The following is a 24,850-nucleotide window of genomic DNA, read 5'->3' on the forward strand; positions in this document are numbered from 1 at the left end:
CGGTGAGCCGGCTTTCAGCCGGCGTGTCGAGCCTACCCGGAACAGCACTCCATACGACGCGTGAGCCCGGCGTAAAGCTGGCTGTCCGTGATCTGACGATGCGTTACGCCGATGGCCATACTGCGCTGCGCGACATGAATGTGTCGGTCCACGCCGGCGAATTGGTCGTGGTGCTGGGCAGCAATGGCAGTGGCAAGTCGACCTTCATGAAGTGCGTGGTCGGACTGAATCGGCCGACCGGCGGGTCGGTCGAGGTGGTTGGGCGCGATCTCGCCGCACTGTCCGGCAGAGCGTTGCGTGAGGCGCGTCTGCCGCTTGCGTTGATCTCGCAGAACGCCAATCTCGTGAAGCGGCGCAGCGTGCTGGCGAACGTCTGCTGCGGCGCGCTCGGCCGACACCGGACGCTGGCAACCGCGCTTGGTCGGGTGCCTCGCGAGGAGGTTGAACCGGCACTGTCCTATCTGGACGAGGTCGGCCTGCTGCATCTGGCGCGCCAGCGCGCCGGCACGCTTTCGGGCGGACAGGCGCAGCGCGTGGCGGTGGCCCGTGCGCTGGCCCAACGTCCTCACGTCTTGCTCGCCGACGAGCCGGTCGCCAGTCTGGACCCCGAAGCGGCTGACGAAGTCATGCGGCTGCTGCGCCGCCTCGCCGACAACGACGGTCTCGCGGTGGTGTGCGTACTGCACCAGCCCGAGTTGGCGACGCGATATGCCGACAGACTGGTCGGACTGCGCGGCGGCCTGCTTGAATTCGATCGGACGGCGTCGGCCGTCTCCCGTCAACAGATCGCGAGCCTTTATTTGGCCGAGGTGTCATGAGCAAGGTACTTGAAATGCGCGCATCGACGGGCTCGTCGGGCGGCCGGACCATCTGGTCGGTGTGTGCCGTCGTCGTGCTACTTGCGCTGTTTGTGCAGGCGTGGATCGTCGTCCAGGCCCGTCCGCAGGATCTGGTGACCGGTGCCCACGGTATGGCCGACATTATTTCGCGCGCCGTGCCGCCGGCGTTCGATCAGTTCGTTCCGAATTTGTGGCCGGTTCTCGAAACGATTGACCTGGCGATTTTCGGCACGGTGTTCGGGGTGCTGCTCGCCTTTCCGCTGTCGATTCTGGCGGCCGCGAATGTCACACCGGCGCTGCCCCTGTACTACGCCGCGCGCGCGCTGATCGGCGTCACCCGGGCAGTGCCCGATCTCGTTTGGGCACTGTTGTTCGTCACGGCGGTCGGGCTGGGGCCGTTTCCGGGCGCACTTGCGCTTGCGGTCCATTCGGTCGGCATGCTTGGGCGGCTGTTCGCGGAAGTAATCGAAGACATGGATATGGGCCCCGTCGAAGCGTTGACGCTGACCGGTGCAGGGCGCCTGCAGGTGTTAAGCCATGCTGTCGTGCCGGGCGTGTTGCCCTCGCTGCTCGGCATTGGGCTTTTCCGCTTCGACGAAAACCTGCGCTCGTCGCTCGTGCTCGGCTTCGTCGGAGCAGGCGGAATCGGCTTCCAGTTGCTGACTGCAATGAACCTGTTCCAGTACCAGACGGTGTCGTTCCTGTTGATCGCCACCTTCGTCCTGGTCGCCTGTGCCGAACGCGCTTCCGCTTATCTGCGCAGCCGTGTCACCTGAACCCGGGCCGATCACCTGCGTCGCCGTCGCTCTTCATGCCCTGGCGCGATCGTCACGGGAAGTGCGCAGCCGGCGGCCCAGGGCTCTCCTTATCATTGAAGCACGAGAATTGATATGTTGATCAATCATGGCGTCGGGGTCGATCCGTGGGCGCTCGGTTGCGTTCTGTCGGAGCATCCGGAAATCCATCCAACGGCGGTAGTTCGCGCTAGCGACTTTGGCCGTTACACCTATCTCGGTCCGCGCAGCCAGGTCGCCGAATCCTTCATCGGCGACTACGGCTATGCGATGGGTGACAATCAGATCGCCCACGCACTCATTGGCAAGTTCGCCAATATCGCCACCGGCGTACGCATCAAACCGCCCAATCATCCTTCCTGGCGTGCGACCCACCATCACTTTACCTATCGATCGCGATCCTACGGATTGTCTCTCGACGACGACGCTGAAATCTTGCAGTGGCGGGCGCAGGAGTCGGTCGAGGTGGGTCACGACGTGTGGCTCGGCCACGATGCCATCATCATGCCCGGCGTGACGATCGGCACTGGCGCCGCGGTCGGCTCGGGAGCCGTTGTGACCAAGGACGTTCCGCCGTTCGCCATCGTCGTCGGGGTGCCGGCGCGGGTGCTGCGTTTTCGCTTCGACGCGCGCACCTCGGAGCGCATGCAGCAGATCGCCTGGTGGGACTGGAGCGCCGAGCGCATTGATGCGGCATTGGCCGATTTTCGTGGGCTCACGGCGGCCGAGTTCGTGGAGAAGTACGACGGTAAAGGTGAATGAATGGCCAAGCGGCCGTTTCTCCGCGACGGCGGAGCGTTGCACGCGTTGCCCAGACGAAGGTGCCAACTATCCTCGCTTCAATCACCTGGTCTCGACGTGCTCGTCTCTATGGACGTGTCACGTGGAATTCCCAGGTTAGATCCTTCAAATTAACGGAACAGTCTCATATGGAATTTCGCCAACTTGGCCGCTGCGGCCTCAAGGTTTCGACGCTGACGCTTGGGACGATGCTGTTCGGCGATCCGACCGACGAAGCAACCGCGGCACGCATCGTAGACCAGGCGCATGAACAAGGCGTCAACTCGATCGATACCGCCGACATCTACGCAGGCGGTGAATCAGAGCGTGTCGTCGGGCGTTGCATCGCCGCCCGGCGCGATCGTTGGGTGCTGGCGACCAAATTTGCCAGTCCATTCGGCGACGGCGACGTCAATGCGCGCGGCGCGTCGCGCAAACACATGGTGCGAGCCGTTGAGGCTAGCCTCAAACGCCTGAACACGGACTATATCGATCTGCTTTACCTCCACGCTGAAGATCACAATACGCCGGTCGATGAAACGGTGCGCGCGCTAAATGATCTGATTCAGGCCGGCAAATTGCGTTACTACGGCCTATCGAATCATCGAGCGTGGAAGATCGCCGAATTCAGTCATACCGCCTTGGGACTGGGTCTCGCTGCCCCGGTAGCCAGTCAGCCGCTCTACAACCTCGCGAATCGGCAGGCCGAGGCCGAACAGCTGACAGCCGCGCACCGTTACGGCCTCGGCGTGATTTCGTACAGCCCACTCGCGCGCGGCGTGCTGACCGGCAAATACGAATTGGGTGTGACGCCCGCGGCCGATACGCGTGCAGGGCGCGGCGACCGCCGCTTGCAGCAGGCCGAATGGCGGCCCGAATCGTTGGAGCTGGCACGGCGCGTTCGCGAGCATGCAGAGGCGCGCGGACTGAGTGCGGGACAATTCGCACTCGCGTGGGTGCTCAACAGCAGCTATATCAGTTCAACCATCGCCGGACCGCGCACCATGGCGCAATGGGACGATTATCTGCCAGCCTTGAGCTATCGCCTGAGCGCCGAAGACGAAAACTTCGTCGACTCGCTCGTCACTACAGGCCACCCTTCGACGCCCGGGTTCAATGATCCCAAGCATCTTTTCTTTGGACGGATTCCCCGGCACGGTTCGTAAGCGGAACCTCTACGGATGCGCCTGCGTTGCTCGTTGCGTTCGATCGCCGGACCGGCGCAACGCGGTTCGACACGTAAGGTGCTTGCCCATTGCCGGTTGATCGCTATGATGTGGGCCCACGCGGTTGCAGATTGTTTCTGCATGCAATTGCGGGGTAGCGCATCGCGGCAACACATTAGCGTGGTGTTTGAACCGTTGGGGCGGCGGGGAAAAGACCCCGCCCGAAGCGGACGGGGTTAAGCGATGCGTGGAGTGCACTATCAAGCGATAGATGCAGAGCTATATTAAGGACGCCGGCGCAATAGATAAAGGACCGGGCACGCAAAAGAGAATTTCTAGAAGAAGCGGACTGGCAACCTCCCCGTTGCGCCGTGTACAGGCCTTCAATTTGCGCGGTGTGCCATCGTTGTCGCAACGAGTGCCGGCGTGGCAGCCACTTGGGCGAGTTCATCGCTCGACCATCCGCCGCCCAGCGCATGCAGCAGTTGCACGTTGGCACTTAGCTGGCATGTCTGGATATCGAGCACGCTGCGTTGTGCTTCGAGTGCGACGGTCTGCGCCTGCACGACATCGAGGTAACTTACAGTGCCTTGGCGATATTGGCGCAACGCCAGATCGACCGAGTACTGCGCGGCATTCGCGGCATCCTTTTGCTCGCCAAGCGCAGTGCCAAGATACGACAGCAGCGCAAGGTTGTCTTCGACCTGCTGGAATGCCGACAGAACCACGCTGCGGTAGCGGTCCCCAGCTTCCTCGGTTGCCGCCTTCGCGGCGTCGAGTTGTGCGCGACGATAACCGCCGTCGAAGACGTATTGCACAAGCTGCGGGCCAATCGCCCAGAAAAGATTGGGCGCGCTAACCAGTCCAGCATAGGCGGCGCTTTGCACACCACCTTGCAAGCTCAGCGTGATGTCCGGGAAATAGGCCGCGCGCGCGACGCCAATCTTTGCGTTAGCCTCGGCCACCCTGCGTTCCGCTGCGGCGACGTCGGGGCGACGTTGCAGCAGCGTCGAGGGCAGGCCGGTTGGAATCGCCGGCAACGCGATGGCGGCAGTCTGCTGCGGCAGGCTAAATTCGGACGCGGAAGTGCCGACCAACACGGCAATCGCGTGTTCGATGAGCGCTCGTTGCGCGAGATTCTGCGACAACTGGGACTTCGCTGACGACAATTGCGTTTGAGCGCGCGAAACGTCGAGGCCCGCAACGATGCCGCTGCCGTGCAGCGTCTGCGTGAGTTGCAGCGCTTTCGCATAGGCCATGACCGTCTCGTTCAGCAGCTCGGTCTGCTGGTCGAGGCCGCGCAAACTGATGTAATTGTCTGCGAGTGCCACTTGCAGGGCTAGCTTCACCGAAGCCAGATCGGCCTTGGTCGCCTGAGCCTCGTCCTTGCCCGCCACCACGGAGTCGCGCACGCGGCCCCACAGGTCGAGGTCGTAATTGACTTCGGCACCGAGCGTGACGGAGTTGTAGTCGTTCGGGCCGCCCACGCGCAACGGCCGGTTGTCGGGCTGGCGAACGCGCTGCGGCGCGGCGCTTGCGCTGATGGTCGGATACAGTCCCGACGCGACCTGCGCGACGAAAGCCTGCGCTTGCGCATAGTGCGCGTACGCGGCGCGCAGATCGGTGTTGTTTGCCAGCAGATGCGCTTCGAGATCGTCGAGTTGCGCGTCGCCATATATTTTCCACCAGCCGTTACGGTCTATCCGGTCGGCAGGCTGAGCGGCGGTCCAGGGACCAACGGCTTTGTATTGCGCCGCTATTGGCGCGGAAGGCACCTGATATTGCGGCGCGAGCGAGCAGGCGGAGAGCGCCAGAGCGCCCGTTAAAAGCGCGACACGTCCAGACTTAACCATGTGCGGCCGCCTTCCTGTCAGTGGCCGGCGCAATCTGCACGCCGTCGCCGTCGGCGAGTCCATCGGGCGGCGTATCGATCACGCGATCGCTGGCGGCGAGTCCCGAGCCGATCTCCACCGAGTCGCCCAGATCGCGGTCGATCTTCACCTGCTTGAACAGTACGTGACCGTTCGCACCGAGCGTGGCGACCACGACGCCGCGGCTATCGAACACGAGCGCGCTAGCTGGGACCCGAAGTGAATCGGCGGATGCGGGCAACGTGAATTTCAGGCTGGCGAAACCGCCCGGCAGCAGCTTGCCATTGGCATTGTCGACCAGCAACTGTACCAGCGTCGTACCCGAACTCGAATTGACGGAGTCTGCCGCTGCTGTCACGCGCGCGGTGAACTGCTGGTCGGCGTACTCGGGAACGGTCAGGGTCGCGGTCGTGCCATCGTGGATTGCCGGAGCGTAGTTCTGCGGTACCTGAACATACACACGCAACTGCTTGACCTCGGAGACCGCGAACAGCTCCTGGCCGACGCCACCGCTACCGGCGTTCACCAGCGCACCGACGTCGGTGTCGCGCGCGGTCACCACGCCGTCAAACGGCGCGACGATCCGCGCGAAGGCCTTCGTAGCGACGAGGCGATCGACGTTGGCCTTCGCAGCCGCCACGATCGCCTCCTTCGCTGTGTAATCAGCAGCGCGTTGGTCGACGTCCTGCTGGGCGACGGAATCGGTGCCTCGAAGCGCCTCCCAGCGCTTCGCCGTCGTACCCGCTACGACGGCATTCGCCTGCGCGCTCTGCAGATCGGCGCGTGCCTGAAGGAGCTGCTGGTCAAGCTCGGGTGTTTCGATTTCGGCGAGCACCTGACCCGCCTTGACCGGCGCGCCGATATCGACGTTCCATGATTTCAGGTAGCCGCTGACCTGCGCGAAAATCGGCGCCCGCGCAAACGCTTCGAGCCGGCCGGGCAGTTGCAGTGAAGGTCCGATGGGATCGCGCATCGGCTGGATCAGATTGACTGTCGGTACGGCCTGAGCCTCCGTCCAGGTTTTCAGCTTGCGGGCGTCGACGGCTCGTAGCGCGACACCGCCAACGACGATGCCTAAGGCGACCAGCAGGCCGATCACGCCCGCAACCCGATGCGGACGGCGCGATGGCGTATTAGTGGGAAAAGTGGATTCAGACGACATGGGCAGGACCTCCCGGGACGGATGCTGGGGTCGCCGCGCGCTCGGGGCGCGCGTGAACAATACAGAAGATGACGGGAACCAGGAACAGCGAAGCCGTGGTGGCAAATATCAGACCGCCGATCACGGCGCGGCCGAGCGGCGCATTTTGCTCACCGCCTTCGCCGAGGGCGAGCGCCATCGGCGCCATGCCGATGATCATGGATAGCGCGGTCATGAGCACCGGGCGAAAGCGCGTAAAGCCGGCTTCGAGCGCCGCCTTGAACGGATCGCCATGGACGGCAAGACGTTCGCGGCAGAAGCTGACGACCAGAATCGAATTGGCAGTCGCCACCCCCATGCACATGATCGCGCCAGTGAGTGCGGGTACGGAGAGCGTCGTGTGAGTCGCGAACAGCATCCAGACGATACCTGCCAACGCTGCCGGCAATGCGGTCACGATCACGAAGGGATCGGCCCATGACTGGAAATTGACGACGATCAGCAGATAGATCAGCACGACTGCGCCAAGCAGGCCGAACAACATGCCGGCAAAGGCGCTGTTCATCGTCTGCACTTGCCCCAGCAGCGCGATGCTCGAGCCCTTGGGCAAGGTGCCGGCGTTCTGGTGCACGACGCGCTGGATATCGGCCGACACCGCACCGAGGTCGCGGTCCTGGGTGGTTGCGAAGATCTCGACCATGGGCTGGATGTTGTATTGGCTGACGACTTCGTTGCTGGTGGTGCGATCGACCGTTGCCAGACCGCCGAGGATCTGGGCGGTTCCTCCGCCACTGGCGGTGATCGGCAGATTTTGCAATGCTGCCAGCGAATCGAGACTGTATTGCGGCGTTTGCATCACGATCGGATACGACACGCCGTTCGCGTTGTTCAGCCAGTACGTGGGCGCAACCTGGCTCGAACCCGCGAGGTTCACCACCATGCTGTTCGTCACGTCGCGCTCGGTGATGCCGAGCAACTGTGCGCGTGTGCGGTCGACATCGACGTTGAAGGTGGGGTTGCCGTGCGACTGCGCGATCCGTGCATCGACCACGCCGGGCACGTCACGGACCGCGCGCAGTAGACGATCTGCGTACGCATAGTCGGCGTTCAGGTTGTTGCCGCGGATCTGCAGGTCGATCGGCGCCGGCGAGCCGAAGTTAAGGATTTGACCGATGATGTCCGCCGGTGGAAAAGAGAACGTGACTTCTGGGAATTCCCGCGGCAATCTTTCACGCATGACGCGGACATACTCGTCGGTCGGACGATGTCCTTCGTTCAGCGCAATCTGGATGTCGCCGTCCTGCGAACCGACCGTCCCGGTGTTGTTGTACGCGGTATTGATGCCGCTGACCGGCAGACCCATATTGTCGACCACCGTGCCGAGATCGGACGGCGGGATGATCTGCCGGATGGCGCCTTCGACATTCGCGAATATCTGCGCGGTCTTTTCGACGCGAACCCCGACTGGTGCGCGCACATGCATCAGGATCTGCCCGGCATCGACCGCCGGAAAGAAGTCGCGGCCGAGCAAGGGCGCGAGGGCGAACGAGAGCGCGACGAAGCCGAGGAAGCAACTGACGAATGGACGCCGATGGTTCAGGGCGAGTTCGAGTAACCCGCGATACACGCCACGCACCTTTTCGAAGCGTGCTTCGAAGCCGCGCTGGAAGCGTCCGAGCGGACCCGGACGCTGCGCCTCATCGGCATGCTCACCCTGCGCATGCGGTTTCAGCAGGTATTTGGCCATTGTCGGCACGAGGGTTCTTGAGAGGATGAACGACGAGATCATCGCGAAGATGACGGCCTCCGCCATCGGCACGAACAGGAAGCGCGCCACGCCGTTCAGGAAGAACATCGGCACGAACACGATGCAGATGCACAGAAGAGAAACAAACGCGGGTGTGACGATCTGCGCGGCGCCATCGAGGATGGCGGTCTCCACTTCCTTGCCGTGCTCGAGGTGCCAGTTGATGTTCTCGATCGTCACAGTCGCATCGTCGACAAGAATCCCCACCGCTAATGCGAGACCACCGAGCGTCATGATGTTCAAGGTTTCGCCGAGTGCGGAGAGCGTGGCTATCGAGCCAAGGATGGCCAGTGGGATCGAGGTTGCGATGATGATCGTCGAACGCCAGCTGCCGAGGAACAGCAGGATCATCAGGCTGGTGAGCACGGCCGCGATCACGCCTTCACGTGCCACACCGGTGATGGCTGCGCGCACGAAGATCGACTGGTCGCCGATCGGTTCGACATTCAGGTTATCGGGCCACGAGGCTTTCCCGTTGGCGATTTGCTGCTTGATGCCGGAGATGATCCCGAGCGTCGAAACCGAGCCGTTCTTGAGTACCGACATCAGCACCGAGCGCCGGCCGTTCACATGGACGATATTGGTTTGCGGTGGGCTGCCATCGCGAACATTCGCAATGTCACGAATAGCGACCGTCGTGCCATTGGCCGCCTTGACCGGTAGATCGCCCAAGGCCTTGATTTCCGAGGGCGCATTGTTGAGTTGCAGCGTGTATTCGTAGTCGCCGATCTTTTCCGTGCCGACCGGCGTGATCAGGTTCTGACCGGCCAGGGCATTGGCGACGTCCTGCGCGGATAAGCCGCGCGCCTGCAGTGCCGCAGGATCAATGTCAATCTGCACCTGGCGCGTCTTGCCGCCGAAAGGGTAGGGAACCGACGCACCGGCGACAGTCGTGAGAACGGGACGCACCGCATTCAGACCGAGGTCGCCCAGCTTCTGTTCGGACAGCCCCTTGCCGGATAGCGCCAACTGGATGATCGGTACGGTCGACGCGTTGTAATTGAGGATCAGCGGCGGCGTAGTGCCCGCGGGCAACTGCCGCAACTGGGTTTGCGCGACCGCGGTCACTTGCGCGTTCGCCGTGCTGATATTCACGCCCGGCTGAAAGAAGATCTTGATGATCCCAAAGCCGGCGACCGATTCCGCCTCGATGTGTTCGACATCGTTCACAGTGGTCGTCAGCGTGCGTTCGAACGGCGACGTGATTCGGCCGACCATCTGGTCCGGTGGCAGCCCCGTGTATTGCCACACCACGCTGATCACCGGGATTCGGATATCGGGGAAAATGTCGGTGGGCGTCTTCATCGCTGACAGTGGCCCGATGATAAGGATGAAGATCGCAAGGACGACGAAAGTGTAGGGTCGTCGGAGCGCGATACGAACAAGACCGAGCATGAGAATTCCAGGGCTTTGGGCAAACGTAAGAGCATCGTGGAGACATCTGGCGCAGGAAGATATTCGCAACGCGGATGATTGCTTTGTGACCTATGTCAGGTGTTCCCAAACGAAACCAAAGTGCGAATGTACACAACGGTCTGGATTCCTGCAGACGGAGAAACAACATTCCGGAGACGTTTGAACGCCAGGCGAGTCAATTTCTTCCTGTCTGCGCATATCGGGAAAACCTTGTCCATGCTGGATGGAACGATGCTCGGCAAAATTCAGACGGAGGCGAACCAGCGTAATTTCAAGCGAAGACTAAAGCGTTAGAGATTTTTATTACCAATTGTTTGAGAGGCCATCGAGGGTTCTCGTGCCTCCTTTCAGACGGCATTCAAACGATTGACTCCATTCTAAAGACGACGTCTTCGCGTTATTACCGTATCGTTCAGGATGATTGTCACTTACCGCCCGTGAAGATCGCCTTAAGGGGCGAGTCAAGCGACAATGCGCGAATGACATGCGCATGAAGGTGTGAAGAGGAATGCTGACAGCGTGCCTTCAAAGCGTTAAGCCGCGGCAACGCGGGGTTCAAATCGGGCTTCGCTAAGCCCGTGGCAAAACTGACGAGCGCGGTGCGTGTAACGACCGCTGGCAGCTGTTGCACAAGCCACGCGATGCGGCCCGGGATCCGGGTCAGGGTTCAGTGTCAATCGACACCATCAGTGACCAAAGTAGATTGAGTGAGTACCTGCGGTCGTCGACGGCCCGCCCGATTGCGAGGAGCCGTTCATTGACACTCCGCCGACTGCTGCGCTGCTCGGCCTCGTGGCAACCTGCGCGTGAATACGTGCCTCCGCAGCCTGAACATCGGTGGGATAGTGCAAATCCTTGAGGCCCGGGCGATACCCGGCCTGTTCCACTTGCACCAGGTCCGCGCGCACTTCGGCGCGCGTCAGCGCGGCTGTGGAGTCCTGTGCAAAAGAGACTGCGGGGACGACGAGTGCGTTGGCAACCAACGCTGCATAGATCAGAGTCTTCACGATGAGTTACCTTTCAAGTTAATTGTGGTCAGCTTCAGGCGCGATGAATGAAGTCTCGGGCCTCACGGCGCCATCGCCGCGAGGGTGAGTAACCTGTATTGTCCGCAGATGGGGTGACGCGAGGCTGACCTCTGCATTACGCCGCAGTCATGTTCAAATAGGCAAAAGCATGGTGCGCTTCGCGATGTATCGAACTTCAACGAAAACAGTCAGCGTCGATGGTGCGGGAACCCCGTGCGACGGATTGAATCGCTGACGAGCCACGTCGGAAATGCGGTCTGAACCTGGTGAGCCTTATCGGCAGACGTACGCAAACGCGGCTATGATTTCACGCGGCGATCGGCGCCGAACCAGGAAAGGAGAAGTACCCATATGATCCATGTCGTTGCCACAATCACTGCCCAGCCCGGTCAACGGGATGCCGTGCTTGCACTTTTCAACAAGAACCGTCCGGCGGTGTTGGCCGAAGAAGGGTGCATCAGCTACGAGGCAGTCATCGACGTCCCTGAGTTCGGGACGATTCAGACACCGCTCGGCAAGGACACGTTCGCTGTCATCGAGCGCTGGGAAAGCGCGGAAGCGCTGAGGGCGCATGGGACCTCCGCGCATATGGCCGAATATGGACACAGTACGCGTCCGTTGCTCGTGAGCCGCGTCATCAACGTGCTTCAGGCTTGCTAAAGAGAGCGTTCCTGGCGGCCCGCCATTGGCTGGGCAGGCCAATGCGGGCGCCGCCACGCCGACTTCCATCACGATGCGTGGCGACGCGGACATGGACGAACGAACGGTTCCAGCTTAATTGGCAGCAGCAAGGACGAGGCTGACTTCGCCATGGCTGAGATAATGCGGGCGTCACGCCGGACAGCGCGGGACTGCCGCCCACGCCCGGGGTGTATACTTTTTCAAAACGTAAATCGTCATGTGACGATAACAGCTATAATCCGAGAGCGTAGGGAGCTATGAAGACCAAAGGGACTATCGAGAAGCCGAGCCGTGGACCCGGCGCCGACCCCGTGGGGGTCAAGCGGCCGATGAAAAAAGCGCCGCAGCGTTTGCCGCGCGCCGAGCGTCAGGCGCGTGTGCTGGAGAAGGCCGCGGAGTATTTCGCGGAGCATGGTCTCGGCGCGCAGACTCGCGCCATCGCGGAAGCCTGCGGCGTATCGCAACGCTTGCTTTATAGCCTGTTCCCGAGCAAGGCTGCTTTGATTGATGAAGTCTACAAGCGGGAAGTCGTCGGAATCTTCGACGCAATCTGGTTTGTTCAATTGCAAGACCGAAGTGTGCCGATTGAAAGCCGACTCAACCGCTTTTATTGCGAGTACTATGACACGCTCCTGACGCGCCGCTGGCTGAGGCTCTTTCTTTACTCGTCGCTCGAGGGCCTGCACACGGCGCCGGCCTATACGAACGCGATCGTCAGTCATGCGCTCGAGATCATCGTTACCGAGACCGCGCATGAACTGGGTCTAGGCATGCCCGTCGACCCGGCTCAACTGGGGGAAGTGGGCTGGCTGTTACATGGCGCCGTGTCTCATCTGGCGATTCGCCGCCGCATCTATTCAAACGAAAACAGCACGCCCGCCGAAGCGGTGATTGCGATGCACGTGCGCGCCTTCCTGACGAGCCTGCCGAGCCTGCTGCCTGCGCTATAAACGCATTGCGAGTCGGCGCCGGGTGGCTCGCCGGTGTTATCGCTGCGATCGTCCAAGTCGTCTTCAGCACAACTCGTCAGCTGACGATATAATCCTGATAAATTGGGCTGCGTTGTCACGCAGGCGCCTTGGCGGCTGCTCATTGTGCCCGCGCTGTCTCCCGTTCGGGCTGCGCCGCCGTCCGCACATAAGCAGTGCCTGGCTTACGCATGGTGGCTGCGCCATAACTGTTCGCAATCGTCGCCATGAGGCAAAACAATTTCACGAGCGGCCTGCGCCTCGGCACAATACCGCGGCGCATCGTGGTGGCGTTTCAGGCGATATGTCTGGCCGCGAGTCATTGCACGCTGTCTGCGGGGGCCGTCTTCGAAACAGCCGAAGACACGCGCAGCAAATAATGCATCTCTCACGAAACAGGTGAACTCATGAGGACTACGGCGGGTTTGCGTGTCCACACCCAGTTGGTCGCCGGCTTCGGCATCGTCGTCTTCGCCCTCGTTGCGCTGACGGTCACCGCCATCACACGCGTCGAGTCCGTGCGGCAACGACTCGATCAGATCATCGACGTGAACGGCGTCAAAGAACGGTACGCCATCAACTTTCGCGGTAGCGTCCATGACCGGTCAATCGCCGTGCGCGATGTCACTCTCGTATCGCATGATGAGCTGCCGGCCGTCGTCGCGCATATCCAGCAACTCGCGGCGGATTATGACGAGGCGGCAAAGCCGCTTGCCGCCGTCTACGCGCAGCGCACCGACATCACCGCAGCCGAGCGCGCCATCTATTCGCGCGTGATCGAGGCGGGCAATAAGGCCACGCCGTTTATCGACGAGGTGATTGCACGGCAAACCGCCGGCGACACTGAAGGGGCACGCACCGTGCTGCTCCAGCAAACGCGTCCCGCGCTGGTCGAGTGGCTCGCGGCAATCAACCAGTTGATCGACTTTCAGGAAGCGCTGAACCGGCAGGGTGGCGCCGAGGCACGCAAGATAAGCGTCGATTTCCGCTTGATGATGCTCGCGCTGACCGGGCTTGCGTGCGTGATCGGACTTGGCGTTGCGGTGCTTGTCGTGCGCAACGTAGGCCGGTCGCTCGGCGCCGAGCCGCGTGAGCTGATCGCGTTCGCCGACGCGATCCGGCGCGGCGATCTTTCCCAGCGCGCCGAGTTGCGCACCGGCGATACGGGTAGCGTAATGGCGACTGTCGTGCGGATGAGAGAAGCGCTCGCGGACATCGTGGGACAGGTGCGCGATGGCGCCGATGCGGTCGCCGAGATGAGTCACGCGATTGCCGCCGGCAATGCCGATCTTGGCGCGCGCACCGAGCTCCAGGCCAGCGCGCTCGAGCAGGCCACCGGCGCGCTCAAGGAATTCGATGCGAGCGTGGCCACCAACGCTGCGAATGCGGGACACGCGGACGAGCTTGCCAGGCACGCCTCGGATACGGCTGGGGAAGGCGGCATGGCGGTCGGCCGGGTGGTCGAGACGATGCATGGGATACGGGCGTCGTCGGCGCGCATCGCGGAGATCATCTCGGTCATCGACGGGATCGCGTTCCAGACCAACATCCTCGCGCTGAATGCGGCGGTCGAGGCCGCGCGTGCCGGTAGCCAGGGACGCGGTTTTGCAGTGGTGGCCGGCGAGGTCAGAGTCCTCGCGCAACGTAGCGCAGAAGCGGCGAAGGAGGTCAGACAACTGATCGTGGCGAGCGACGCTCGCGTGAAAGACGGCGTTACCCAGGTCGATGACGCGGGCTCGACCATCACCGCGGTCGTGGGTTCGTCGGCGCGCGTCACGGGCATCATGAGCGAAATCCATGACGCGTGTCAGCAGCAAACGCTTCAGATCGGCGAGGTCCGCGAGATGATCGAAAGCCTGGAGCACGGCACGCAACAGAACGTCACGCTCGTCCAGCAATCGGGCGCCGCCGTGGACGCCTTGAACCGGCAAGCACGAAACCTCCTGAGAGCGGTCAATCTTTTCTCCGTTCGATCCGAACGCGGTTCGGAACTGAAATCGCCGAACCCGCAGCAGCGCGATGCAACTGCGCGCAACCCGGCGCTTTCGCTCACCAGCAGCTCCTTGTGAGTGCATGGTGGCATAGCCCGATTTTCCATTCAATCCAGGTCGTCCGCGCTGCAGGCGCGACGCGGCCGGCACTCTGAGGAGCAGCACATGATCGATTTGCGCAGCGATACCGTGACCCGTCCGGACAAGCCGATGCTCGCCGCGATGACAACCGCCGAACTGGGCGACGATGTCTGGGGCGACGATCCGACTGTCCTGCGTCTGCAGGCCGTGGTCGCCGAACGCGCCGGCAAGGAAGCCGGCCTGTTCTTTCCGACTGGAACGCAATGCAATCTTGCGGCCTTGATGGCGCATTGCGCGCGTGGCGACGAATACATTGTCGGCCAACTGGCGCACACCTATAAATTCGAAGGCGGCGGCGCGGCGGTGCTCGGCAGCATTCAGCCGCAGCCGCTGGAAAATGCCGCTGACGGCACGTTGCCGCTCGATAAGGTTGCGGCCGCCATCAAGCCGATCGACGATCATTTCGCGCGCACGCGTCTGTTCGCGCTAGAGAACACGATTGGAGGCAAAGTGCTGCCCGCAGACTATGTTGCGCGTGCGGTCGAATTCGTTCGTCAGCGCGGGCTGGCGACGCACTTGGACGGGGCACGCGTCTTTAACGCCGCGGTGGCTTCGGGCCAATCGCTGGCGTCGCTGTGCGCGCCCTTCGATTCGGTGTCGATCTGCTTCTCCAAAGGACTGGGGGCGCCGGTCGGCTCGGTGCTGGTCGGCAGTCAGGCGCTGATCGACACCGCGCATCGCTGGCGCAAAGTGCTGGGCGGCGGCATGCGGCAATCGGGCGTGCTGGCGGCGGCATGTCTGTACGCGCTGAAGCACAACGTCGAGCGGCTTGCGGACGACCACGCCAACGCCCAACTTCTTGCCGACGGCCTCGCGCAGATCGATCAGGTGACGGTGCAGTCACACGCGACGAACATGGTGTTCGCGCAGTTTCCGCAAGAACAGTGCGCCCCGCTCGAAGCGTGGCTCAAGGAACGCGGCATTCTCACTCAGATGCTGTATGCGTCGCGCTTTGCGACACATAAGGACGTCTCGCGCGCGGACGTCGATACGTTTCTGTCGGCTGTAAAGGCGTATTTCGCTCGCGGCTGATGTCCGCGCGATGTCGGTTTTTTCATTGCCTGTTGACATGGTGCGTTCGGGTCGGACAATAATCTCAGCCCCGACCCTCGCCAACTCAGGTTCCAAGCGTGAACGACATCACCGGCATTCCCCCCTCGCGGGCTGATCATGTGTATATCAGCGTTCGCGAAGATATCTTCGATATGCGCCTGCTGCCCGGCGACCGAGTGACGGAAGGCAGCATCGCCGAGCGCTTCGGCGTGTCCCGCACACCTGCGCGCGAGGCCTTGCAGCGCCTGCAAAGTGACGGCCTGATGCGCGGCTATGTGCGCGGCGGCTGGGAAGTCGTGCCGGTCGATTTCAAGCGCTTCGAAGACCTGTACGAAATGCGCAAGCTGATTGAAACCTTCGCGGTCTCGAAGCTTGCGAGTGCCGAAGGAGAACTCTCCGAAGGCGTCGCACAGATGCTCGGTCAGCTCGAACAAATCTGGAAGATCCGGCGTGCTCATCGTCGGCGTGACGGCCGCGAGATGGTCGCGCTCGACGAGGCATTTCATCACGCCCTCGTGCAGGCCGCCGATAACGCCGAGCTGACCAATGCGATGCAGCGCGTGACCGATCGCATCCGGGTCGTGCGGCGGCTCGATCTCGTGTACGGCGACTGCATCGACGAAACCTACGACGAACATGTGGCGATCCTCGATGCAATCCGTTGTCGCGAAACGGATCGTAGTGTTGCGTTGATCGCGCGCCATATCGAGGGTAGCCGCGTTGCGGTGCGCACCTTGACGGGCGAGCGCCTGCAACGTGCACGCACTGCAATGGGGCCGAACGCGGTCCCCTATGCACCACCCAGGCTGCGGGGCACCAAGTAGCGACATCGCCGCGCGTACCGAGCCGTGCGAAACCTTATCTGGCGCGCATGGGCGGGCGACTCGCGTGCTGGCATGCTTCTCGCATTAATGGCGGGTATGTATACAAGCAAAATCCCCGTCCATATGTCATCTAGTTTTCTGAATCCGACGCGCGGCGCGCGTGGCATGGCCGTCGCGCCGAATGCGCTCGCGGCGCAGAGCGCGTTGGCCATCATGCGGGACGGCGGCAACGCCGTCGAAGCCATGATTGCCGCTGCCGCGACTATCGCAGCCGTCTATCCGCACATGAACAGCATTGGCGGCGACGGCTTCTGGCTAATCTCTCGCCCCGGCGCGGAGCCGGTGGGCATCGAGGCGTGCGGCGCGGCCGCATTGGCCGCCACAATCGACGCGTACCGCTCGCGCGGACACGCGACGATTCCGACGCGCGGCCCGCTGGCCGCGAACACCGTCGCGGGCACCGTGTCCGGCTGGCAACTCGCGCACCGCTGGTCGAGGGACGTGCTCGGCGGCAAGCTGCCCGTCAAGCGTCTTCTCGAAGACGCCATTCACTACGCGAAGTCCGGCGTGCCCGTCACGCGCAGCCAGGCGCAATGTGTCGACAGCCGGCGCGCCGAACTGAGCCCGATCGCCGGTTTCGCGGCTACGTTTCTGCATGACGGCCGTGCGCCTGCAGCGGGCGAGCGCTTTGTCGCACCGCGTCTCGGCGCGACTCTGGAGCGCCTCGCCGAAGCAGGTCTCGACGACTTCTATCGCGGGGATCTCGCGCGCAGCATCGCGAGCGATCTTCAGTCCGTCGGCTCGCTACTTGCGCTTGCCGATCTCGAACGGCACGAGGCGCGCTTGCGCAAGCCGCTCGCACTGCGACATTCGCTCGGCACGATCTACAACATGCCGCCGCCGACACAGGGTCTCGTGTCGCTGCTGATTCTCGGCATTCTCGACCGCGTGCTGACGAAAGACATGGATCCGCTCGGGCCTGAGTTCGTCCACGCCTGCGTCGAGGCAACCAAGCTTGCTTTCGCGATTCGCGACGCGCACGTCACCGATCCCGATCACATGAAGGTTGATCCCGCCACGCTGCTCGAACCGGCCGCACTCGACGCGATGGCCGCGCGCGTCTCGCCGACGCGAGCCGCGCCTTGGCCGGCCGGTCGCGGACCGGGCGACACCGTATGGCTAGGCGTGACGGATAGCGAGGGCGTGGCGGTCAGCTTCATCCAGAGCATTTATCACGAGTTCGGCAGCGGCATCGTCCTGCCGGGCTCCGGCATCAACTGGCAGAACCGCGGCTGCAGTTTCTCGCTCGACGAGCACGCGCTCAATCCGCTGATGCCGCGGCGCAGGCCATTTCACACACTCAATCCGGCGCTGGCGCGCTTTACCGATGGCCGCACGATGGTGTACGGCAACATGGGCGGAGACGGACAGCCCCAATCGCAAAGCGCCGTGTTTTCCCGCATCGCGAATTTCGGCTGGAACCCGCAGGCGGCGATCGATGCGCCTCGCTGGCTGCTCGGCCGCACATGGGGCCAATCGACCGACACGCTCAAGCTCGAACCACGCTTCGCCGCGCACACGGCAGCAACGCTCAGTGCGTTCGGGCACGAGGTCGAGATGATGGCACCTTACGACGAAGCGATGGGGCACGCTGGCGCAATCGTCCGGCATCCTGATGGATTAATCGAAGCGGGCTACGATCCGCGCAGTGACGGGGCCGCTGCGGGCTGGTAGACACCGCGCGCTTTTTCTCAAACGACTTGCAGTTCCGGGCGCTCAGGCCCGGAGGACGGCGCACGTCCCGCGCATGCCGGCTGGCATGCGCTCAGGAAACGGAGAACACCATGAACACACGCTTGCAACCGACGGCGCCGCGTATCGAGAATGCCTCGACGTCCGCCACGCATAACCGCTGGATTCAACTTGGGCTGGGTCTCGTCTGCATGATGGCGATCTCGAGTCCGCAATACGTCTGGACGTTGATGACCAAACCGCTCGCCGCGAAACTGGGCATCGCGTTGCCTGAACTGCAGGTGACGTTCTCGTTGCTGATCATTCTGCAGACGTTCTTCTCGCCGTTTCAGGGCAAGCTGATCGATCGCTTCGGTCCGCGCACGCTGATTTCGTTCGGCACGGTGATGTCCGGCCTGAGCTGGGTGTTCGCATCGCAGGTCCAGAGTGCGCCGATGCTCTATCTGACCTATGGCGCGATCGGCGGCCTTGGCACGGGCATCGTATATGTCGGTGTTGTCGGGCTAATGGTGCGCTGGTTCCCGGCGCAGCGAGGCTTCGCGGCGGGTGCTGTCGCCGCCGGCTATGGCATGGGCGCGATCGTCACGACGTTTCCGATCGCAGCGTCGTTGCAGGCGCGCGGTGTAGAGGCCACGCTGTGGATGTTCGGCATCGCGTTCGCGGTGGTGGGGCTGTTGGCATCGCAGGGCCTGCGTGTGCCGCCCGCGCATGATGCCGCCGGCGGCAATGTGAATGACGTCGGTTCGGCGGTGGCCAATCTGCGCCCGTCACAAACGCTCAGGACGCCGATTTTCTGGCTGATGTTCGCCATGATGACGATGATGTCGACATCCGGTCTGATGGTCACGTCGCAAATGGCCACCTTCGCCGCCGATTTCGGCGTGACCAAAGTGCTCGTGTTCGGCATGGCCGCGCTTCCGCTTGCGCTGACGATCGACCGCTTCACAAACGGGCTCACGCGTCCGCTGTTCGGCTGGGTGTCCGACAAACTCGGCCGCGAAAACACGATGTTCTTCGCGTTCGCCCTGGAAGGCATCGCGATGGCGCTGTGGCTGTTCACGCGCGATAACGCGGTGCTGTTCGTGTTGCTCTCGGGCGTGGTGTTCTTTGGCTGGGGCGAAATCTTCTCGCTGTTCCCGGCGACGCTGACCGACACGTTCGGCACGCGGCATGCCACGGAAAACTATGGCTGGCTCTACATTTCGCAAGGCATCGGCTCGATTTTGGGCGGCCCGCTCGCGGCGCTGATGCATCAGCGCGCGGGTAGCTGGTTGCCGGTGTTCGGCGCAGCGATCACGCTCGACATTGTCACCGCGGTGCTCGCGATTGCGGTACTCAAGCCGATGCGCCGCCGTTTCCTTGCGGTTGCGCAACGTTTTTGAGGGAGCCATTCGCTGGCCCCTCCTTGCTTGACTGTTTGCCATTGAGGAACACCTATGTCCGTTCAACTGGCTTTACGCAATATCCGCAAATCGTTTTCGAACAAGATGCGCTCGGTCGATGTGCTAGGTGGACTCACCTTCGATATTCACGAGCGAGATTTCGTCAGCATCATCGGGCCTTCGGGCTGCGGCAAGACAACTGTCTTCAATATCGTTGCGGGGCTGCTCGAGTCCGATAGCGGCGAGATCGTGTATCGCGGGCAGCCCATTGAAAGCCTGCGCGGCAGGGTTGGCTACATGATGCAGCGGGACCTGCTGCTGCCGTGGCGCACCGTCCTGCAGAATGTGCTGATCGGGCCGGAACTGAAGAAGATGCCGGCGGCGCAAGCACGCGAGATGGCGATGGAGTACCTCAACACATACGGTCTCGCGGGTTTCGAAAATGCGTACCCGCGCATGCTGTCGGGCGGCATGCGTCAGCGCGTGGCGTTGATTCGCACGCTCATCAACGACCCCGACATCATCCTGCTCGACGAGCCGTTCTCGGCACTCGACTATCAGACACGGCTCTATCTTGAAGGTGTGCTGATGGAAGCCGTGGAAACGTTCAACAAGACAGTGGTGCTCGTGACGCACGACATCGACGAAGCCGTAGCGTTGTCGAAACGCGTGGTCGTGCTCGGCGGCCGGCCTTCGCAGGTGAAGAAGATCTACGACATCGACATCGCCGCCCGCACGCCGATCGGCGCGCGCAGCGATCCGAACTTCGCGGGTTACTTCCACGCGTTGTGCGGCGAACTCGATATCCAGACCGAGGTGAGGGCAGCATGACGCAATCCGTTTCGATCGATAAATCGGTGCCGCAACAGCGTGCAGCGAAAGCGCGATCACGGCTCGCGCTGGATAGCGGCTGGGGCCGGGCGCTTTTGCAACTCGTGGCCGTCATTGCGTTCTTTGCGGTATGGGAGGGTGCGGCGCGCGCAGGCTGGGTGTCGAATTTTCTGGTCGGCTCGCCGTCGAAAATCTTCGCAGCGCTGGTGCGCGACATGCAGTCCGGTCAACTCTTCATCGATACCGGCTACACGCTTTTCGAAGCAATTCTCGGCTTCGTGTTCGGCACTGCGGTGGGCTCGGTATGCGGACTCGCGCTCTGGTACTCGCCGTTCGTCGCGCGGCTGACCGAACCGTTCATCGTCGCGATCAACAGCGTGCCGAAGATCGCGTTCGCACCGATCGTGATCCTGTGGTTCGGCACCGGCCTCGTATCGAAGGTCGCGCTCGCGATTTCGCTGACGGCCATCGTCGCGCTGATTGCGGCCTATGAAGCGGCGAAAGACGCCGATCCGGATCTGCAGGCGCTGCTCGTCACGCTCGGCGCCCAGAAGAACGACGTGTTCATGAAGGTGGTGGTGCCGTTCACGCTTCCGTATGTGATCTCGACGTTCCGCATCAACGTCGGATTCGGTCTCGTCGGCGCGGTCGTGGGCGAGTTTATCTCGTCGGAGAAGGGGCTCGGGCACATGATTTTCACCGCGTCGAGCCTGTACGACCTCAACACGGTGTGGGCGGGACTTTTCGTGCTGATGGCGATCGGCTTCGTTCTCTACTTCCTGATCGACACGATCGAACGCAAGCTGCTGCCGTGGCGGCAGGCGTCGAATGCCAGCTCGCTGAAGGTCTGAAGGTCTGAAGGTCTGAAGGTCTGAAGGTCTGAAGGTATTTCGTATTGTCAAATCTCTTCATTTAATACAGGACGATGGCATGAACGCAAGAAAAGCACTCGCGGCACTGACGACTGCCTTCGCACTCGCTGCCGCATCGGTTTCGATGCCGGCGCTCGCCGCCGACAAGAAAGTCACCATCTCGCAGGCCTTCCAGTCGATGCTCTATCTGCCGCTCTATGTTGCGATCGACGGTGGCTTCTTCGCCAGAGAAGGACTCGACGTCAACAAGCAGACGGCGGGCAGTCCGAGCGCGGCGCTATCGGCGGTGCTCTCGGGAAGCGCCGAATTCTCGCTGCATGGCCCAGAGTGGACGGCTGTCGCAGCCGAGAAGGGCGCGGACGTCGACGTGATTGCGAACGTGGTCAATGGTGCGGCCGTGTGGATTGCCGTTGCGCCCGGTGTGAAATTTAACAGCATCAAGGACGTCAAGGATCAGGTTGTGGTGTCGGGGCAGATGCCGACCACCAGCACGTCACTGTTCTTCAAGCTGTTGAAGGAGAACGGCATGTCGCAAAGCGACGTCAAGTTGATGCAGGTCCCGCTTGGCTCTGAAATCGGGCCGCTGGTGGCCGCACAGGCGAAGATCGCGGTAATGTATGAGCCGGGCCTCGACCAGGCGGTCGCGAAGGGTATGAAAGTCGTGCTCGGCTTTCCGCAGCACTATGGCGAGTACGCATTTTCGTCGATCACGGCCAAACGGAGCGTCGACCCCGATGCCGCCGCGCGTTTCGTAAAGGGCCTGCAGGGGGCGCTGTCGTATATGCAAAGCAATCCTGCTGAAACGGCTGCTATCGCGCGCAAGGAGTTTCCGACGCTCGACCCCGTCGTGGTCGATGCGGCCGTCAAGCGCATGCTAACCGAGGGCGTGTATCCGAAGAGTGTCGACATTACGCCCCAGGCGCTTAAGGTTGCGATGGATACACAGATTGCCCTCGGTAACCTGAAAGCGCAGCCGAAGTACGATGCCTTCATCGTCCACACCTACATTCAACCGGCGCTCGCCGCCAAATGAACCGGGAATCCAACACTTCCATGACCACGTTCTACGAATCTTCGACCGTGCAGGAAATCCGCGCTGCCGTCGCGTCAGGCGAGGTCGGCGTCGAGCATTACGTTTCCCGCGCGTTCGACGTGGCGAGAGATTCGCAATCCGGATTGCGTGCCTTCTGTTATTTGCCGGATACACCGTCCTTCAACCGTGCGGATCGAGTTGCGCCGCTCGCGGGTGTGCCTGTCGCGGTGAAGGACGTCATCGACACCGCCGACATGCCCACCGAGTTCAACTCGGCCGCGTACAAGGGGCGACGCCCCGAGCACGATGCGTGGGTCGTGGCGCGTCTGCGCGCGGCCGGCGCGTCGATTCTCGGCAAGACTGTGACTACGGAATTCGCATGGCGCAATCCTGGGCCGACCGTCAATCCGTGGAATAGCGCGTACACGCCGGGCGGATCGTCGAGCGGATCGGCGGCGGCCGTTGCCGCCGGCATCGTACCGCTTGCGTTCGGCACGCAGACCCAGGGCTCCGTCATCCGGCCCGCGGCGTATTGCGGGATCGTCGGCTTCATGCCCACGTACGGTGCGATTGCGCGCACAGGCGTATTGCCGCTCGCGTGGTCGCTCGACCACGTTGGGCTGTTTGCGAGGCGGGTGGCGGACATCGCGTACACGCTGAAGTTCGTGTCCGGTACGGACGCGCGCGACCCGCATGTTTCGCATATCGCGTTAAAAGCGGATCGGCCTGGGGGGCGGCGCATCGGTGTGTTGAGACGGCAGGTGGGCGGCGCTGTTGAGCCCGCGCAGCAGGCGGCGCTCGACCGGCTTGCGGCCCGCCTGGCGCGTGACGGGGCTGAGATCGTCACGGTCGATCTTCCGGCTGAGTTGTTCGAGACGCCGGCCTACGCGCTGCAACTGATGTCGGTGGAAGCGGCGGTCACGCACGGCGATCTGGTCGATCGCACGCCGGAACTCGTCAGTCCTTCGATGCGCGGTCTTATCGAAGAAGGGCGCGCGCTGCACGCCACGATTTATGCGGGGATCAAGGCATTGCAGGTTCCGATGGCGCTGCGCTTTAACGCATGGCTGGCGCAGACGATGGGGCTCGATGCGCTGCTCGTTGCGCCCGCAACGGGCGAGCCGCCGCGTGGACTTGAATTCACCGGCGATGCCTCGTTCTGCGCGCCGTGGACGTATCTAGGTGTACCAGCCGTGACTGTTCCGGTGGGGTTCGGGCCCGCTGGCCTGCCGCTTGGTGCGCAACTTGTGGGCGCCGCGCACGGCGATGCGCAGTTGCTAGCGCTCGCGGAGTGGGTCGAGGCGCGCGCGGGGTGGACGGCGGCGGTGGCGGAGCGAGCCGTCGAGATTTAGCGCGGGGAAACGTTGACCTTGTTGTGACGCAACACGGGTTAACTGAACCGCTCCTAGCCTTGCCGATTTGTTTACATACAAATCAGAAACATAGCGGACAGGTAGATGTCTGAAGACCGCTTTGTCAACTTGCCGGTAGCGAGACGAAATGGTGACAGAGGTCATCATTGCTCAGCAAGCATTCGACGGATTCTGGGTGAGGTCGGTGAATTCGTGCCACGCAGCGAATCGAGCCGCGAGGTGTTTTCGATAGAGCGAAGCCCGCAGCAGATGCCGCTTGAGCGCGAAATGCTGCCGTATCGGACCGAAACACGAGAGGAATGCCTGCGTGCGTTTGCAATCGCGAAATCCCCGCATGCGACGCTCGCGTTCGCGGGTAGGTTGGTGGCTGTTCTCCGCTCGGTTGTTCACGCGCGCAGCGGCTTTAACGAACACGTGTTTGACGTTCGCCAATTCGGGAATGTCGGCCTTTGCGGCCGGGTAGCTGCGCAACTGGTCGGTCACGATCTTGCGCGGCGCAGGGCATGAGCGAAGTACGCGGTTGAAGAAACGTTTGGCTGCAGCCTTGTCACGCCGCTTCTGCAACAGGATCTCGAGTTCGGCACCATGCTCATCGACGGCCCGCCACAGCAGGTATGGCTCACCGCGCAGCGTCACGAACATCTCATCGAGATGCCAGGTGCTGCCTGGTTTGCGGCGCGCAACCTTGACGCGATGCGCGAAGCCCACGCCGAACTTGTCGCACCATCGGCGGATCGTCTCGTAGCTCACCACCACGCCGCGTTCGAACAGCAATTCCTCAATATCGCGCAGGCTCAGTTGGAAGCGGAAATACCAACGCACCGCGCAACTGATGACTGCGGCGGGAAAGCGGTGACCTTGATAGAGCGAGTTCGTCTTTTTCATCGCGTCATCTTACGCGACCGCCACGGTAACGTGACAACGCTCACGCAGCTTCTAGTGTGTTGCATCCACCGGTTGAATCCGCCGGGTGGAGCAGACGCCTCAATGTCTGAACGGCATTGCGAGCGAATGACTCGTCATGGCCGATAGCGCCAGTTCGATCAACGTTCTATAGAGCGGCCGCTGAAAACTTCAACGACCGCATACCGGCGGTTGCCGTGAATG

General features: G+C 62.3%; 20 protein-coding genes. 15 read left to right on the forward strand and 5 right to left on the reverse strand.

The window, feature by feature from the left end; translation table 11 throughout:
• The first annotated feature begins 2 nt into the window (after positions 1 to 2).
• The 4 genes from B0G81_RS07600 (at position 3) to B0G81_RS07615 (ending at position 3,579) form a co-directional block, all read left to right on the forward strand.
• Entirely contained in the window at positions 3 to 818 is an 816-nt protein-coding gene (locus tag B0G81_RS07600) for a phosphonate ABC transporter ATP-binding protein (RefSeq protein ID WP_243856381.1), read from the forward strand.
• Entirely contained in the window at positions 815 to 1,615 is an 801-nt protein-coding gene (gene phnE / locus B0G81_RS07605; protein WP_116120551.1) for a phosphonate ABC transporter, permease protein PhnE, read from the forward strand. Before B0G81_RS07600 ends, phnE begins: the two co-directional genes overlap by 4 nt.
• Before the next feature lie 114 nt (positions 1,616 to 1,729).
• Positions 1,730 to 2,395 (forward strand): acetyltransferase, encoded by a 666-nt coding sequence (locus B0G81_RS07610; RefSeq protein WP_134134082.1) that lies wholly within the window; start codon positions 1,730 to 1,732, stop codon positions 2,393 to 2,395.
• Between the two features lie 167 nt (positions 2,396 to 2,562).
• Positions 2,563 to 3,579, forward strand: coding sequence for an aldo/keto reductase (locus B0G81_RS07615; RefSeq protein ID WP_134134083.1), 1,017 nt, complete (start codon positions 2,563 to 2,565; stop codon positions 3,577 to 3,579).
• Positions 3,580 to 3,962: 383 nt separating this feature from the next.
• Here B0G81_RS07615 and B0G81_RS07620 read toward each other — a convergent pair whose 3' ends face one another.
• The 4 genes from B0G81_RS07620 to B0G81_RS07635 all read right to left on the reverse strand — a co-directional run bounded on the left by B0G81_RS07620 (position 3,963) and on the right by B0G81_RS07635 (position 10,821).
• Complete coding sequence (locus tag B0G81_RS07620) at positions 3,963 to 5,432, reverse strand: efflux transporter outer membrane subunit (protein WP_134134084.1); 1,470 nt, start codon at positions 5,430 to 5,432, stop codon at positions 3,963 to 3,965.
• On the reverse strand, positions 5,425 to 6,612 hold the full coding sequence (locus B0G81_RS07625; RefSeq protein ID WP_134134085.1) for an efflux RND transporter periplasmic adaptor subunit: 1,188 nt from the start codon (positions 6,610 to 6,612) through the stop codon (positions 5,425 to 5,427). Before B0G81_RS07625 ends, B0G81_RS07620 begins: the two co-directional genes overlap by 8 nt.
• The gene (locus B0G81_RS07630) at positions 6,602 to 9,793 is read right to left on the reverse strand and encodes an efflux RND transporter permease subunit (protein WP_134134086.1); all 3,192 of its coding nucleotides are present in this window, start codon (positions 9,791 to 9,793) and stop codon (positions 6,602 to 6,604) included. The genes B0G81_RS07625 and B0G81_RS07630 overlap by 11 nt, the downstream gene beginning before the upstream one ends.
• A 707-nt stretch (positions 9,794 to 10,500) precedes the next feature.
• A complete protein-coding gene (locus B0G81_RS07635; RefSeq protein ID WP_134134087.1) occupies positions 10,501 to 10,821 on the reverse strand; it encodes a DUF4148 domain-containing protein in 321 nt (106 codons plus the stop codon).
• 372 nt (positions 10,822 to 11,193) lie between these two features.
• Here B0G81_RS07635 and B0G81_RS07640 point away from each other — a divergent pair, with 372 nt between their 5' ends.
• From B0G81_RS07640 to B0G81_RS07690, 11 genes are all read left to right on the forward strand, one after another.
• Positions 11,194 to 11,502, forward strand: coding sequence for a putative quinol monooxygenase (locus B0G81_RS07640; protein WP_134134088.1), 309 nt, complete (start codon positions 11,194 to 11,196; stop codon positions 11,500 to 11,502).
• A gap of 278 nt (positions 11,503 to 11,780) precedes the next feature.
• On the forward strand, positions 11,781 to 12,473 hold the full coding sequence (locus B0G81_RS07645; protein WP_134134089.1) for a TetR/AcrR family transcriptional regulator: 693 nt from the start codon (positions 11,781 to 11,783) through the stop codon (positions 12,471 to 12,473).
• Between the two features lie 425 nt (positions 12,474 to 12,898).
• Entirely contained in the window at positions 12,899 to 14,560 is a 1,662-nt protein-coding gene (locus B0G81_RS07650) for a methyl-accepting chemotaxis protein (RefSeq protein ID WP_134134090.1), read from the forward strand.
• Positions 14,561 to 14,647: 87 nt separating this feature from the next.
• Entirely contained in the window at positions 14,648 to 15,655 is a 1,008-nt protein-coding gene (gene ltaE / locus B0G81_RS07655; RefSeq protein ID WP_134134091.1) for a low-specificity L-threonine aldolase, read from the forward strand.
• A gap of 98 nt (positions 15,656 to 15,753) precedes the next feature.
• Positions 15,754 to 16,500, forward strand: coding sequence for a GntR family transcriptional regulator (locus tag B0G81_RS07660; RefSeq protein WP_243856382.1), 747 nt, complete (start codon positions 15,754 to 15,756; stop codon positions 16,498 to 16,500).
• A gap of 123 nt (positions 16,501 to 16,623) precedes the next feature.
• The gene (locus tag B0G81_RS07665) at positions 16,624 to 18,234 is read left to right on the forward strand and encodes a gamma-glutamyltransferase family protein (RefSeq protein WP_134134092.1); all 1,611 of its coding nucleotides are present in this window, start codon (positions 16,624 to 16,626) and stop codon (positions 18,232 to 18,234) included.
• A gap of 110 nt (positions 18,235 to 18,344) precedes the next feature.
• Positions 18,345 to 19,634: an oxalate/formate MFS antiporter gene (gene oxlT, locus B0G81_RS07670; protein WP_134134093.1), complete on the forward strand. Its 1,290-nt coding sequence runs from the start codon at positions 18,345 to 18,347 to the stop codon at positions 19,632 to 19,634.
• Between the two features lie 54 nt (positions 19,635 to 19,688).
• Positions 19,689 to 20,465: an ABC transporter ATP-binding protein gene (locus tag B0G81_RS07675; RefSeq protein ID WP_116120576.1), complete on the forward strand. Its 777-nt coding sequence runs from the start codon at positions 19,689 to 19,691 to the stop codon at positions 20,463 to 20,465.
• Positions 20,462 to 21,316 carry an ABC transporter permease gene (locus B0G81_RS07680; RefSeq protein WP_116120578.1) on the forward strand — a complete coding sequence of 285 codons (855 nt, stop codon included), beginning with the start codon at positions 20,462 to 20,464 and terminating at the stop codon, positions 21,314 to 21,316. The genes B0G81_RS07675 and B0G81_RS07680 overlap by 4 nt, the downstream gene beginning before the upstream one ends.
• Positions 21,317 to 21,395: 79 nt before the next feature.
• Positions 21,396 to 22,370 carry an ABC transporter substrate-binding protein gene (locus B0G81_RS07685; protein ID WP_116120580.1) on the forward strand — a complete coding sequence of 325 codons (975 nt, stop codon included), beginning with the start codon at positions 21,396 to 21,398 and terminating at the stop codon, positions 22,368 to 22,370.
• A gap of 20 nt (positions 22,371 to 22,390) precedes the next feature.
• Entirely contained in the window at positions 22,391 to 23,722 is a 1,332-nt protein-coding gene (locus B0G81_RS07690; RefSeq protein WP_134134094.1) for an amidase, read from the forward strand.
• Positions 23,723 to 23,893: 171 nt separating this feature from the next.
• Here B0G81_RS07690 and B0G81_RS07695 read toward each other — a convergent pair whose 3' ends face one another.
• Positions 23,894 to 24,628, reverse strand: a complete 735-nt coding sequence (locus B0G81_RS07695; protein ID WP_134134095.1) for an IS6 family transposase — start codon at positions 24,626 to 24,628, stop codon at positions 23,894 to 23,896.
• Positions 24,629 to 24,850 lie beyond the last annotated feature (222 nt).

Source organism: Paraburkholderia sp. BL6665CI2N2, from assembly GCF_004366535.1.
GTDB lineage: Bacteria > Pseudomonadota > Gammaproteobacteria > Burkholderiales > Burkholderiaceae > Paraburkholderia.

Excerpts from the sequence above, each read along its gene's own strand:
- phnE (WP_116120551.1), top strand. The coding sequence starts at position 815 with ATGAGCAAGGTACTTGAAATGCGCGCATCGACGGGCTCGTCGGGCGGC.
- B0G81_RS07610 (WP_134134082.1), top strand. The coding sequence starts at position 1,730 with ATGTTGATCAATCATGGCGTCGGGGTCGATCCGTGGGCGCTCGGTTGC.
- B0G81_RS07615 (WP_134134083.1), top strand. The coding sequence starts at position 2,563 with ATGGAATTTCGCCAACTTGGCCGCTGCGGCCTCAAGGTTTCGACGCTG.
- B0G81_RS07620 (WP_134134084.1), bottom strand. The coding sequence starts at position 5,432 with ATGGTTAAGTCTGGACGTGTCGCGCTTTTAACGGGCGCTCTGGCGCTC.
- B0G81_RS07625 (WP_134134085.1), bottom strand. The coding sequence starts at position 6,612 with ATGTCGTCTGAATCCACTTTTCCCACTAATACGCCATCGCGCCGTCCG.
- B0G81_RS07630 (WP_134134086.1), bottom strand. The coding sequence starts at position 9,793 with ATGCTCGGTCTTGTTCGTATCGCGCTCCGACGACCCTACACTTTCGTC.
- B0G81_RS07640 (WP_134134088.1), top strand. The coding sequence starts at position 11,194 with ATGATCCATGTCGTTGCCACAATCACTGCCCAGCCCGGTCAACGGGAT.
- B0G81_RS07645 (WP_134134089.1), top strand. The coding sequence starts at position 11,781 with ATGAAGACCAAAGGGACTATCGAGAAGCCGAGCCGTGGACCCGGCGCC.
- B0G81_RS07650 (WP_134134090.1), top strand. The coding sequence starts at position 12,899 with ATGAGGACTACGGCGGGTTTGCGTGTCCACACCCAGTTGGTCGCCGGC.
- ltaE (WP_134134091.1), top strand. The coding sequence starts at position 14,648 with ATGATCGATTTGCGCAGCGATACCGTGACCCGTCCGGACAAGCCGATG.
- B0G81_RS07665 (WP_134134092.1), top strand. The coding sequence starts at position 16,624 with ATGTCATCTAGTTTTCTGAATCCGACGCGCGGCGCGCGTGGCATGGCC.
- oxlT (WP_134134093.1), top strand. The coding sequence starts at position 18,345 with ATGAACACACGCTTGCAACCGACGGCGCCGCGTATCGAGAATGCCTCG.
- B0G81_RS07675 (WP_116120576.1), top strand. The coding sequence starts at position 19,689 with ATGTCCGTTCAACTGGCTTTACGCAATATCCGCAAATCGTTTTCGAAC.
- B0G81_RS07680 (WP_116120578.1), top strand. The coding sequence starts at position 20,462 with ATGACGCAATCCGTTTCGATCGATAAATCGGTGCCGCAACAGCGTGCA.
- B0G81_RS07685 (WP_116120580.1), top strand. The coding sequence starts at position 21,396 with ATGAACGCAAGAAAAGCACTCGCGGCACTGACGACTGCCTTCGCACTC.
- B0G81_RS07690 (WP_134134094.1), top strand. The coding sequence starts at position 22,391 with ATGACCACGTTCTACGAATCTTCGACCGTGCAGGAAATCCGCGCTGCC.
- B0G81_RS07695 (WP_134134095.1), bottom strand. The coding sequence starts at position 24,628 with ATGAAAAAGACGAACTCGCTCTATCAAGGTCACCGCTTTCCCGCCGCA.